Genomic DNA, 12,679 nt, shown 5'->3' with positions numbered 1-12,679 from the left:
TTGCAGCGTCCCCCGCAACCGGACCCACCCCGCCAACCTCCAGGAACCCAGCTTTTGCTTCGGCTGTTGCTGTTGCCCTGGCCTGAGGCGGCTGCCGGGTGCAACCCGGCCGATACCCTCCCAGTGCTAGGCTGTGGCTACCGACAACCACGGAGGCGGGATGGGGGCGATCGTGTTGTTGCCGCTGTGCGTGGACGATGCCGCGCTCGACCGCTGCCTGGCCGCACTGGATGCGGGCACCGCGCCGGGGACCGCGGTCTGGCTGGCCGACGACGCGCAGACCGGGCCGCGTGCGCAGGCGGTGGTGGAACACTGGTTGGCGCACACGCCACTGCAGGCCGAGTACACCCGGCGTGCACGGCCACTGGGTGAAGTCGCCCACCTGGACGAGATGCTGCGCGCCTGCGATGGCATGGACGTGGCGGTGCTGGCACCGGACAGCGTGCCAGCACCGGGCTGGCTGCAGCAGCTGCAGGACGCCTTCGCCCGCGATGCCGCCATCGCGACCGCAACCCCATGGTGCAATGCCGGCGAAACCGCTGCGTGGCCCCGGCTGGGCGAGATCAATCCGGAACCCGACGATGCCGCGCTGCTGGCGCAGACCTGTGCCGGCCTGCCAGCGCTGCACCCGGAGCTGCCGTCGGCGGTCACCCACGCGGTGCTGGTGCGGGGCAACGCGCGCCGGCGTGCCGGCGGCCTGGACGTGGACAGCTATGCCGGCTGGAACGCGGCGCTGGTGGACCTGAGCCTGCGCATGGCCGGCCTGGGATGGCGCAACGTGTTGTGCGAGACCGCCTTCGTCAGCCGGGCAGGGGAGGCGGTCAGCCGTGATGGCGATCTCGAGGCCCTGGCCGCGCGCTGGCCGGGCTGGGTGCCTCGGCTGGCTGACTTCCTGATGCATGACCCACTGCACGGGCTGCGTGCCGACCTGCAGCAGCGCATGCGGCAGGCGATAATGCCGAAGGAACAGGGGGACCTGTTCGTCCCGTCTTCCGCGCCGGAGCCTCCTGCTTGAATGTTGCCATTGCCGCCATCGTCGTCACCTACCAGAGTGGCAGCACCATCGATGCCTGCCTCTCGCGCCTGCGCCAGGCGCAGGACGTGGCCGAGATCCGGGTGATCGACAATGGCTCGATGGATGGCACGCTGGATATCGTGCAGCGCCATGCCAGCCACGACCCGCGCGTGCGTTTCGTCGGCAATCCGGACAATCCCGGCTTTGCCGCCGCCAACAACCAGGGCGTGGCCGATTCGCACAGCCCATGGCTGGCCTTCATCAACCCGGACCTGATGGTTGAACCGGAAACACTGGCCGCACTGCGCGCCCGTGCCGAAGCGTTGGGCGACTGCCTGCTCGGCGTCGAACAGGTCGACGAGCAGGGCCATGCCGACGAGGCCGTGCGCCGCCGCGATCCGGACTTCCTGATGATGCTGCGCTCGCCAGGCAAGGGCTCGAAGCTGGCGGTGCCGCGTGACCCGCAGCAGGTGCTGCAGCGGGTGCCGGCGTTGTCTGGCGCGCTGCTGATGATGCCGCGTGCATTGTTCGACTGCATCGGAGGCTGGGACGCGGGCTATCGTCTGCACGCCGAAGACCTGGACCTGTGCCGGCGCGCGCGCGAAGCCGGGGCGGTGGTGGCGATCGCCAATGACCTGCAGGTCACCCACGTTCGTGGCGTCTCCAGCCGCTCGCGGCCGTTCTTCGTTGAATGGCACAAGCACAAGGGCCTGTGGCGCTATTTCCAGAAGTTCGAGGCCAGGCAGCGTTCGCTGCCGGTACGGGTGGCGGTGTGGGGCGCGATCTGGGCGCACGCCCTGATGCTGGTGCCGCGCCTGCTGCGCAGGTCGTTGTAGAGCCGAGCCCACGCGCGGCTCAGGCAACAATCCAACCGGGCGTGGGCCCGGCTCTACGGAAGGCGGGCGCGCCCACGGTTCACTCCGCCGGGCGCATAATCCGCCCCATGCCTATCATCCAGTCCCTGCTCGACACCGATCTGTACAAGTTCACCATGATGCAGGCGGTGCTCCACCAGCACCCCGGTGCCCAGGTGCAGTACCGGTTCAAGTGCCGCACGCCCGGCATCGACCTGGCCCACTACATCGACCAGATCGACGAAGAGATCGACCACCTGTGCAGCCTGCGCTTCAGCGACGCGGAGCTGGACTACATGCGTGGCCTGCGCTTCGTGAAGCCGGATTTCGCCGATTTCCTCGGCCTGTTTCACCTCGACCGCAAGTACATCCAGCTACGCGCGTCGAAGACCGTGCCCGGTGAGATCGAACTGGACATCACCGGCCCGTGGCTGCACACCATCCTGTTCGAAGTGCCGCTGCTGGCGATCATCAACGAAGTCTGGTTCCGCAACACCACTACTGCCGACTTCGCCGAGGGTGAGCGCCGCCTGCAGGCCAAGGCCGCGCTGCTGCGCGATACCCCGGGGTTCGAGCAGTGCCGCATTGCCGACTACGGCAGCCGCCGCCGCTACTCGCGTGACTGGCACGCCCGTCTGCTGCCGCTGCTGCGCGACGCGCTCGGCCCGCAGCTGGTCGGCACCAGCAACGTGCACTTCGCCCGCCTGTACGGCATGACCCCGCACGGCACCATGGCCCATGAGTATCTGCAGGCCTTCCAGGCGCTGGGCCCGCGCCTGCGCGACTCGCAGGTGGCGGCACTGGAATCGTGGGCACGCGAGTATCGCGGCGATCTGGGCATCGCGCTGTCCGACGTGGTCGGCCTGGATGCGTTCCTGCGCGACTTCGATATGTACTTCTGCAAGCTGTTCGACGGTGTCCGCCACGATTCGGGCGATCCGTTCGACTGGGGCGACCGCATGCTGGCGCACTTCCAGCAGCGCCGGGTGGATGCACGCAGCAAGGTGCTGGTGTTCAGCGATGGGCTCGACATCGCCAAGGTGATGCGCCTGTACGACTACTTCCGTGGTCGCTGCCAGGTCGCCTTCGGCGTCGGCACCCACCTGACCAATGATCTGGGGCCAACGCCGCTCAACATCGTCATCAAGATGGTCCGCTGCAACGGCCAGCCGGTGGCCAAGCTCAGCGATTCGCCGGGCAAGAGCATGTGCGACGACCCGGGCTACCTGGCCTATCTGCGCCAGGTCTTCGAGCTGCCGCCGGCGTAAACGCGTCGGCTTGCAGCACGCCGGCTTACAGGTAGTCGACCACCACCAGGTAGGCGCCCTGCAGCGGCTGCTGCTTCGAAGCCTGCACGCTGTAACGCTCGGAGAAGGCGATATCGCCGGCGCGCATCGCGCTGGCCGACACCGACAGCTTCTGGCCCTGGCGCTTGCCGTCGCGCAGCGTGGCGGCCTGGCCATCGGCAAGGGCCGTCACGGCCACCGTCGAGCCCTTGGCCGAAGGCGGGCAGGCGGCCAGGCTCAGCTCACCCTGGGACAGGGCCGTCGTGCAGCCCGGCTCGGCGATGCGGCCGCTGAAACGGATGCTGCCGCTGCTGGCCTGGGCCAGTGCGCTGACGGACATCAGGGCCACGCACAGCAGAATGGAGTTCCTCATGACACGTTCTCTGGTTCGGTGTGTCCTAGTTAGCGACAGGTTCGATCCGTCTTTAATAGGACAAATCCGAATCTGCTAGGGCCATCACCAAGAAAGAGTGATGCGCATCAAATAAGGCGATTTTCACTTGAAAAAAGCCTGTTTCCGCGCATGCCAAACGCGTCACCAGGAGCGTCATGCAGGGTCGTTTGTGACCTGATCCGGCCACCGTCACGTTCCCCTCGCTCCCTTAATCTCGATTTTGACTATCACGTCACATTTAAAGCGTCAATGAATTGGCGTTCAGAAAAATAATGAGACTTTCATCACAGTTGTGCCTATACTTGCGTCACGGATTCAGGGGAAGGTATGTCCGAGTCCGGCCACAGGTGAGACGCAAGGATGGGTCTTGATAGCCCGGCAGTGCTCCTTGCTTCCTCCTCTACTTCTCATCTCTTCAGTAGGGTTAGGTAAAAGCGAATGCACAAGATCAATATCATCGCCGCTCTGATGCTGGCCGCCGCTCCGCTGGCCGCCAACGCCGCCGACGGCACCATCACCTTCAACGGCAAGGTGACCGACAAGACCTGCACCATCTCGACCCCGGGCGGCAAGGACTTCGCCGTCAACCTGCCGACCGTGTCCAAGAACACCCTGGCCACCGCCGGTGCCGTTGCGGGCCGTACCCCGTTCGCCATCAACCTGAGCAAGTGCAGCGCCGGCAACGTCGCCACCTACTTCGAGCCGGGTTCCACCGTTGACTTCAACAGCGGCCGCCTGGTCAACCAGGCTTCGGCCAACGCTGCCACCAACGTGCAGCTGCAGCTGCTGGGCTCGAACAACACGTTCCTGCCGATCAAGGCGGCTGGCACCGGTCTGGCCCAGGACAACTCGCAGTGGGTGACCGTGGCCGGCGACGGCACCGCCAACCTGAACTACTACGCTGAGTACTACGCCACTGCCGCCGCCACCCCGGGCGACGTCACCAGCAGCGTCAAGTACACGATCATCTACAACTGATCGTAGTCGTACCCGCACTGGCCGGCGTACGCGCCGGCCAGTGCATCGCGGCCCCAGGCCACATACCTCGAGCGTAGTACTTCCGATGAAAGCAATCTTTCCCCGGGCGCTGCTGCTGGCAGCGTTCACGCTGCCCTTCTGCCAGAACGCTCTGGCCGGCGTGGTGGTCAATGGCACGCGAGTGATCTATCCGGCGCAGGCGCGCGAAGTCACCGTGCAGGTCGACAACGTGGGCGATTCGCCGGCGCTGGTGCAGGCCTGGATCGACAGCGGCGACGCCAACCAGACCGCCGATACCAGCGATGCCCCGTTCGTGCTGACGCCGCCGATCGCGCGCGTCGAACCGGGCCGCAGCCAGGCGCTTCGCCTGATCTTCTCCGGCGCGCAGCTGCCGACCGACCGTGAGTCGGTGTTCTGGCTCAACGTGCTGGATGTTCCGCCGTCCCCGGACAACGCCGACAGCGGCGAACAGAATTACCTGCAGGTCGCGTTCCGTTCGCGCCTGAAGCTTTTCTACCGGCCGCAGGGCCTGAAGGGCGTCGCCAACGACGCGCCGGCAGCGCTGCGCTGGACCCGCACCGGCGACCGCCTGCGGGTGGAAAACCCGAGCCCCTTCCACGTCACGCTGGCCGAAGTACATGCCGTGACCGGCAGCAGTGAAAAGGCCGTCGAGGACAAGGGCGCGATGGTCGCGCCGAAGCAGAGCCTGGAGTTCGCCGCACCGGCGGGCACCGACCAGGTCCGCTTCATCACCATCAACGACTACGGCGGCCGGGTGGAACACACCATCCGCCTCGGCAGCACCGGGGGCTGAACGCGCCGCGCTGGCCCTTGGCCTGCGCATCCCGCCACCGCCGCTGTGCGGCGAATTGAAGGAATGTCAGTGTGATCGGAAACAGATTGACATTGTCGATCCATCAGGCGCTTTGCCTGCTGGTTGCTGGCGTGGCCTGCCCAGGATGGGCGCTGGCTGCACCGGCCAATCTCGGCGAACAGGCGCTGATGGCGCAGAGTGGTGCGGCCAATGCGCGTGCACCGGAGTCGGCCCAGTTCAACTCCAGCTTCCTGTCTGGCCAGGCCAAGCAGGTCGACCTGGCGGCCTTCAGCAACGGCAACCCGATGGTGGCCGGCAACTACCGTGTCGACGTCTACGTCAACGGTGGCTGGCAGGGCCGTCGCGATCTGCAGTTCAAGGCCGATGCGCAGGGGCATGTCGATGCCTGCCTGCCGCTGCCGATGCTGGAAGAAATGGGCGTGGACAGCGAAGCCGTGCTGCTGCAGCAGGATCCGTCCGTGCCGACCGACACGACCAGCTGCGTGCCGGTCCAGCAGCGCATGGCCAATGCCTATGGTGTCTATGACAGCGGCAACCTGCGCTACGACCTGAGCATCCCGCAGGTATTCCTGCGCCGCGAGGCACGCGGCTACGTCAATCCGGCGCTGTGGGACCGCGGCATCAATGCCGGCTTCGTCGGCTACAGCTTCAATGCCATCGACAGCGACAGCCGTGTCGAAGGTGGCCAGCGCAACCGCAGTGCCTACCTCGGCCTCAACGCCGGCATGAACCTGGGTGGCTGGTAGTTCCGCCACGACTCCAACCTGACCTGGACCGAGGGTGACGGCCGCCATTGGCAGAGCATCGCCACCTATGCGCAGCGCGGCATCCCGCAGGTGCGCGGCATGCTCACCATCGGTGAGGCCTACACCACCGGTGAACTGTTCGACTCAATCGGTTACCGCGGTGCCAGCCTGGCCAGCGACGACCGCATGCTGCCCGATTCGCTGCGCGGCTACGCGCCGGTCGTGCGCGGCATCGCCGAGACCAATGCACGCATCGAAGTGCGCCAGAACGAGCAGCTGATCTACTCCTCCACCGTGTCGCCGGGCAGCTTCGTCATCGACGACCTGTACCCGACCGGCTACGGCGGCGATCTGGAAGTGAGCGTGATCGAGGCCGATGGCCGCCGCCGCGAATTCAAGGTGCCGTTCGGTTCGGTGCCGCAGATGCTGCGCGAAGGCGTGTCGCGTTACTCGCTGACCGCCGGCCAGGTGCGCAACAAGCTGCTGGCCGATGAGCCGTGGCTGGTGCAGGGCACCTACCAGCGCGGTATCGGCAACCAGCTGACGCTGTACGGCGGCAGTGCACTGAGCGACGGCTACCTGTCGCTGCTGTACGGCGTCGGCCTGTCCACGCCGGTTGGCGCGTTCGCCGCCGACGTCACCCACGCACGTACGACGTTCGACCACTACGGCAACCACACCGGTGCCAGCGTGCGCTTGAGCTACAGCAACATGATCGGCGAGACCGGGACCAACCTGACCCTGGCCGCCTACCGCTATTCGACGGAAGGCTTCTACAGCCTGCAGGATGCGCTGTATGGCCGTGATTCGGACAAGCGCGGCATCGATCCGACCACCCGTGGTCGCCAGCGCAGCCAGTTCCAGGTGACCCTGAACCAGCCGTTGGGCCGTCGGGGCGGCGCGTTGTACGTGACCGGCTCGGTGCGCGACTTCTACGACCGTTCCGGCACCTCCAAGCAGTACCAGGTCGGCTACAACAACGCCTGGCGTTCGGTGAACTACGGCTTCTCGGCGCTGCGCACCGAGGAGGGCGTACTCGGCCGCTCGGATACCCAGTACCTGCTGTCGATGAGCGTGCCGCTGGGCCGTGGTACCCACCCTGTGTCGTTCAGTGCTGATCTTGGCGTGCGCGACCGCGGGGGCTACGACAACAGCCGCGTTGGCATCACCGGTTCGGCCGGTGTCGACAACAACTTCAGCTATGGCGCGGCCCTGTCCGATTCCCGCGAGGGCAGCACCACCGCGATCGGCAACGTCGAATACCGCAGCCGCTATTCCGCATTGAACGCCAGCTACAGCCACTCGCGTGACTTCCGTCAGGCTTCGGTGGGTGCCAATGGCAGCGTGGTCGTGCATCCGGGTGGTTTCACCTTCACCCCGCAGCGTGGCGACACCATGGTGCTGGTGGAAGCACCGGGCGCGCGCGATGCGATCGTCAGCAACGCCCCGGGCCTGCGCGTCGATGGCCGCGGCTACGCCGTGGTGCCGTACGTGTCGCCGTACCGCCTCAACACCGTCACCCTCGACCCGCAGGGCATGGCCCACGACGTCGAGCTGGAAAGCACCAGCCAGTCGATCGCGCCGTTCGCCGGTGCCATCAGCTACCTGCGCTTCGATACCCGCAAGGGCAACGCGCTGCTGATCCAGGTGCGCAACCCGGATGGTCGCACCATGCCGTTCGGTGCGCAGGTCAAGGACGAGCAGGGCCAGCCGGTGGGCATGGTCAGCCAGGGCGGCCGCCTGTACGTGCGCAGTGAAAAGAACCAGGGCCGCCTGCTGGTGGAATGGGGCGCAGGCGCCGACCAGCGCTGCACCGTCGATTACCAGGTTCCGGCGGGCGCCGATGCGTCCAAGACCGGCTTCATCCCGCTGGAGGCAGCATGCCGATGATTTCTTCCCGAGGCCGCAAGGCGCTGGCTGCCGTGGCCGTGCTCGGTGGTGTGTTGCTGGCGCAGCAGGCCAGTGCTGCGTGCCGGATCAGCTCCAGCTGGTTTACGGCCCAGGACGTCACCATGGACATGGGCCAGATCGTGATCCTGCCCAGCACACCGGTTGGCGGCGTGATCAAGGAAATCAGCGAGTCGATCACCCAGCGCGACCGTGTGGCCAGCTGCGACTGGAACGGTGGTCGTTCGATCGGCGAGTACGTCAACGCGGCGCAGAAGCGTCCGGTTCCTGGTTTTGCGAATACCTATGAAACCGACGTCCCCGGTGTTGGCATCAAGCTGTTCCGTGATTCCGGGGCGATCCAGGTCTACTACCCGCATCAGCTCAGCTTTGGCGGTGGTAGCACCGTTACGCTGATTGGCGGTCGCTTCCGCATCCAGCTGATCAAGACCGCCGCACAGACTGGCTCGGGCGTGATCGCGCCCAATGGGCGCTTCACCACATACTACTTCGACGGTGACAGTGCCAGCCGCCCAGTGCTGACTTCAACCTTCAAGGGCTCGGGCACCACCGTGGTCAGCCCGACCTGTGAAGTGCAGGCCGGCAGCCGCAACATCGCCGTCGATTTCGGCAGCGTGCCCAACACCACCTTCACCGGTGTCGGCTCCAAGGCCGTCGATCGCGATTTCGAGATCCGCCTGAACTGCCAGGGCAGCAATGTTGCCCAGTACCAGAGCAAGATCGGCATCCGCCTCGATGCCGACCAGGACAGCTCGAACATGCCGGGCGTGCTGAAGCTGAGCGCGGCGACCAACAGCGCCACCCGCATCGGCATCCAGATGGTCCAGCGTGACGGCACCACCGAGCGCGAAGTCCGCTTCGGCCAGACCATCAACGTCGGCACCACCGCGCCGGGCACCAGCGTCATGGCGCTGCCGCTGCGCGCGCGCTATGTGCAGACCCAGGCCGGCACGGTCGGCGCCGGTGTCGCGAACGGCCAGGCCACGTTCACCATCCAGTACGAGTAAGGCGGTCCCAGGCTGCGGCCACTGCTGCGTTTCACTGCAACGTCGCCCGTTCCGCGGGCGGCGTTGACTGCGTCTTGATCTTCCAACGATGAAGATCAATGCCACGACGCGCGTACCATCATTCGAATGTGATGTACGTCGCGATTTTGGAGTTTCCTCATGAGGTGACCGTCTCCTGCCTGCGGGTGTTGGACGGGAACGCCGAAAGGATCCAGACGTGGCTACAGCTCCTGGCATTTCCTCGCGCCGTCCGTCCGGAGCGCTGCGGTGAAGGTCCTGTCGGTGTTCGGCACGCGACCGGAAGCGATCAAGATGGGGCCGCTGGTGCGTGCCCTGGGCGAGGCTGCGGATATCGAATCGGTGGTCTGCATCACCGGCCAGCACCGGGCAATGCTGGACCAGGTGATGTCGCTGTTCGAGATCACCGCCGACCATGACCTCGATGTCATGGTCCCCAACCAGACCCTCAATGGCTTGTGCGCGAAGCTGTTCGAGCGGCTTGACGCGCTGTACACGCAGGTCCGTCCGGACAGGGTGCTGGTGCACGGCGATACCACCACGGCGATGACCGCCGCGCTGGCCGCGTTCCACCACCGCATTCCGATCGGCCATGTCGAGGCCGGACTGCGCACCGGTGACATCAACCGGCCGTGGCCGGAGGAAATGAACCGGCGGGTGATCGATGTGGTCGGCCACCAGCTGTACGCGCCCACGCCCAGCTCGCGCGCCAACCTGGCCGGTGAACACCTGGGCGGGCAGATCCTGGTCACCGGCAACACCGTCATCGATGCCCTGCAGCAGACCGTGGAGCGCCTGGATGCCGCCCCGGCGCTGCGTGCGCGGGCTGACGAACCCTTCCATATGCTTGATCCCGATCGTCGCCTGCTGCTGGTCACTGGCCACCGCCGTGAGAGCTTCGGCCAGGGCTTCGAGGACATCTGCCGCGCGCTGGCCGAGCTGGCCCGGCGGCCGGACCTGCAGGTGCTGTACCCGGTGCATCTCAACCCGAACGTGCAGGGCCCGGTCAACGCCCACCTCGGCCATCTCGACAACGTGCACCTGGTGCCGCCGCAGGATTACCTGCGCTTCGTGCGCCTGATGCAGCGCGCCGACGTCATCCTCACCGACTCTGGGGGCGTGCAGGAAGAAGCGCCGGCGCTGGCCAAGCCCGTGCTGGTCATGCGCGACGTCACCGAACGCCCGGAGGCGGTCGAGGCCGGTGTGGTGACGCTGGTCGGCACCACGCCTTCGCGCATTGTCGAGGCGGTCAATGCGGCACTGGCACAACCACCGCACCCGACCCACTTCGATCCCGATGCCAGCCCTTACGGCGATGGCCGTGCCAGCGCGCGCATCGTCGCCGCGCTGCGTGGCACGCCCCTTCCCGAATTCTCGCCTGGCCTCCGCAGCGGCGGTGCCGCCCACTCCCATCCACGCGAAGTGACGCCATGACCCAGACCGGCCGCTCTCCCCTGCTTGCATCCGCCGCCGCGTTCGTCCTGTCGGGCGTGGTTGGCAGTGCCCATGCCGCCGACAGCGTCGCCGGCCAGTTCGCCGAATGGAGCGGCGACAGCACGGTCAACCGGCAGATGACCCTGCGCGAACTCGGTTTCCGCCAACCGCTGGTGCTCAGCGGGCAGGAGAGCCAGCGCGAGGTCTACCTGCCGGTGCCGGCTGGCGTTGCCACCCGCGATGCACAGCTGCAGCTCGATGGGCGCTATGTACGCGGGCACGCTGGGCGTACCTCGGGCTTGTGGTCGGTGGATGGCGATCCAATCGCCGCGCGCTCGATCACCGATGCCCAGGGCGATGCCAGCCAGCTGCTGGCCATCGATGGCGAACCCCGCCAGAACGGCTTCGTGCGGGTCGGCGTCGGCTGGTGGTCGATCGTGTCCGACTACCAATGTGCCGACCAGAGCGCGCCGGCCAACGTGCTGCGGCTGTCGCCGGACTCGCGTTTCAGCTACCGCTTCGACGGCCGCGCCGTGGATACCGTGGCCAAGGCGTGGGGCGCGCTGCCCCCGCAGGTGCGCCTGCTGGTGGATGGCAAGGCACTGCAGGCGCCCGCCTACGATGCGGCCTGGCGCATCGGTACCGCAATGCAGGCCGGTGGCAAGCAGGTGCAGGTGGTGGCGCTGCCCAAGGTTGGTGACCGTGTCGACCTGACCGGCATCAGCATCCCGGCCAGCCTGCAGGGCGTGCCGGCCTATGCCGCGCTGGCCGCGGGCGAGCGGGCATACGCGATCAAGGATCTGGCCGAAGTCGGTGCGCTGCTGTCGCTGCGGGACAGCGGGCCGTTGGCCGCCGATGTGATGATCGGCAGTGATGCGCTGCGGGCCGGCGTGCGCGCGGCGCTGGATGCGCTGGCCGCACAGGTTGCCACCACTGGCGCCGACGCGGGCACGGCGTTCGCCGCGTGGCGCGGTACCGACATGGGTGGCCTGGAAAAGCCCGCGACCAGCGCCTCGGTCAGCGTGGTGGCCGTTGCCGGCCGTCCGACGCTGGTGGTCGACCCGGCGGCGGCGGGCAAGGTCGCCGGGTTGTTCGCCGAACAGTGGCGCAGCTATGCGCTGGGCCGCAGCCTGCAGGTCAGCGCAGCGGGCACGCCGAAGCTGGACGGTGACCAGGTGCTGCTGAGCCGGCTCGGCAACATCGCCGGCACGATGGATGTCGTCACCCGCGCGGACCGCAGCGCCGCCTTCGACCTCGGCGCGCTGTCGGCCGATGGGCGCCTGCCCGAAGAGGTGGTGATCGACGTCTCGGCGGCCCCCAACGCGGCCGGGCAGGGCGCGGTGGCCACCATCCATTTCAACGATTACCTGCTGGGGGGCAAGGTGTTGTCGGCCAACGGCCAGCCGCAGCGGCTGGTGGCCAAGGTGCCGGCCTATGCGCTGTCGGCGCGCAACGAGATCCGGGTCAGCTTCCTGCGCCAGCCGGCACGCCCCTATTGCCACGATCCGGCCACCGCCTATCCGGTATCGGTCCTGCCCAGCAGTCACCTGACCCTGGCCAAGCGTTCGCTGGGCAGTGATTTCGTCGGTGCCAGCAGCCAGCTGTCACGCGGCAACCAGGTGTTCGTGCCCGCCACGTGGCTGCAGGATGCGCCGGCATCGCTGCGCAAGGTGATCGCGGTGGCCAGTGCAATGGGCGCCTCGCCGGAGGCGTCGGCGCTGAAGGTGGTCGATGCCGGTGCGGCGGTCAGCCCGGGTACGCCGTGGCTGGCCTTCGGTGTGGCGCCGTCGGGTGTTGATGTGGCCGGCCTGAAGGACGGCCACCTGCTGATCGGCGGGAAGCCGCAGCCGCTGCTGGATGTCGGCGGCCTGGATCGCGCCGCGGTGGTGCAGGTCGGCACCTCCGGCGGCCAGCTCGGCGTGCTGTACAGCGACCTGGGCGCACAGGCACCGTCGTTCGGCGCACCGTTCCGGCTGCTGCGCGGTGATCTTGCGGTGCTCGACGGCAGTGATGCCGTGCGCGAGTTCGATCGCCAGGATCCTTACGGAAGCCGCGTTGCCCGGGATGGCAATTCGCAATCGAAGTGGGAACGGCACATGGTCTGGTTGCTGCTGCTGGTCGGCGTGATCGTGTTCGCGCTGCTGGCCGCCCGCGTCACCCAGGTGCGCCGCCGCAAGTCCGCCAACACAGGGCACTGATCCACC

The 12,679-nt window shown here is 67.1% G+C and carries 9 protein-coding genes and 1 pseudogene; 9 read left to right on the top strand and 1 reads right to left on the bottom strand.

The genetic code is table 11. From position 1 onward, the window contains the following. Window positions 1-160: 160 nt before the first annotated feature. The 3 genes from G5A07_RS05695 to pncB all read left to right on the top strand — a co-directional run bounded on the left by G5A07_RS05695 (window position 161) and on the right by pncB (window position 3,137). A complete protein-coding gene (locus G5A07_RS05695; protein WP_019338031.1) occupies window positions 161-1,015 on the top strand; it encodes a glycosyltransferase in 855 nt (284 codons plus the stop codon). Continuing rightward, window positions 1,012-1,851: a glycosyltransferase family 2 protein gene (locus G5A07_RS05690; protein WP_010482011.1), complete on the top strand. Its 840-nt coding sequence runs from the start codon at window positions 1,012-1,014 to the stop codon at window positions 1,849-1,851. The genes G5A07_RS05695 and G5A07_RS05690 overlap by 4 nt, the downstream gene beginning before the upstream one ends. 107 nt (window positions 1,852-1,958) lie before the next feature. Then, complete coding sequence (gene pncB, locus G5A07_RS05685) at window positions 1,959-3,137, top strand: nicotinate phosphoribosyltransferase (RefSeq protein ID WP_010482009.1); 1,179 nt, start codon at window positions 1,959-1,961, stop codon at window positions 3,135-3,137. A gap of 25 nt (window positions 3,138-3,162) precedes the next feature. Here pncB and G5A07_RS05680 read toward each other — a convergent pair whose 3' ends face one another. Next, window positions 3,163-3,528, bottom strand: coding sequence for a hypothetical protein (locus G5A07_RS05680; RefSeq protein WP_010482007.1), 366 nt, complete (start codon window positions 3,526-3,528; stop codon window positions 3,163-3,165). A 459-nt stretch (window positions 3,529-3,987) separates the two neighbouring features. On the opposite strand from G5A07_RS05680, the gene G5A07_RS05675 reads away from it, so the two are divergent. The 6 genes and pseudogenes from G5A07_RS05675 to G5A07_RS05650 all read left to right on the top strand — a co-directional run bounded on the left by G5A07_RS05675 (window position 3,988) and on the right by G5A07_RS05650 (window position 12,673). Further along, window positions 3,988-4,527, top strand: a complete 540-nt coding sequence (locus tag G5A07_RS05675) for a fimbrial protein (protein ID WP_010482005.1) — start codon at window positions 3,988-3,990, stop codon at window positions 4,525-4,527. A gap of 85 nt (window positions 4,528-4,612) precedes the next feature. Further along, on the top strand, window positions 4,613-5,341 hold the full coding sequence (locus tag G5A07_RS05670; RefSeq protein ID WP_049411192.1) for a molecular chaperone: 729 nt from the start codon (window positions 4,613-4,615) through the stop codon (window positions 5,339-5,341). 92 nt (window positions 5,342-5,433) lie between these two features. After that, a pseudogene (locus G5A07_RS05665) lies at window positions 5,434-7,998 on the top strand (fimbria/pilus outer membrane usher protein). Next, window positions 7,989-9,023 carry a fimbrial protein gene (locus G5A07_RS05660; RefSeq protein WP_191862998.1) on the top strand — a complete coding sequence of 345 codons (1,035 nt, stop codon included), beginning with the start codon at window positions 7,989-7,991 and terminating at the stop codon, window positions 9,021-9,023. The pseudogene G5A07_RS05665 and the gene G5A07_RS05660 overlap by 10 nt, the downstream one beginning before the upstream one ends. 267 nt (window positions 9,024-9,290) lie before the next feature. Further along, window positions 9,291-10,475: a UDP-N-acetylglucosamine 2-epimerase (non-hydrolyzing) gene (wecB, locus tag G5A07_RS05655; RefSeq protein ID WP_043397864.1), complete on the top strand. Its 1,185-nt coding sequence runs from the start codon at window positions 9,291-9,293 to the stop codon at window positions 10,473-10,475. Beyond that, window positions 10,472-12,673, top strand: coding sequence for a hypothetical protein (locus tag G5A07_RS05650; protein ID WP_191862997.1), 2,202 nt, complete (start codon window positions 10,472-10,474; stop codon window positions 12,671-12,673). The genes wecB and G5A07_RS05650 overlap by 4 nt, the downstream gene beginning before the upstream one ends. The last annotated feature ends 6 nt before the right edge of the window (window positions 12,674-12,679 follow it).

The organism is Stenotrophomonas sp. AS012628, from assembly GCF_010608305.1.
GTDB classification, from domain to species: domain Bacteria; phylum Pseudomonadota; class Gammaproteobacteria; order Xanthomonadales; family Xanthomonadaceae; genus Stenotrophomonas; species Stenotrophomonas geniculata.
This window is presented reverse-complemented; position numbering and strand designations above follow the sequence as displayed.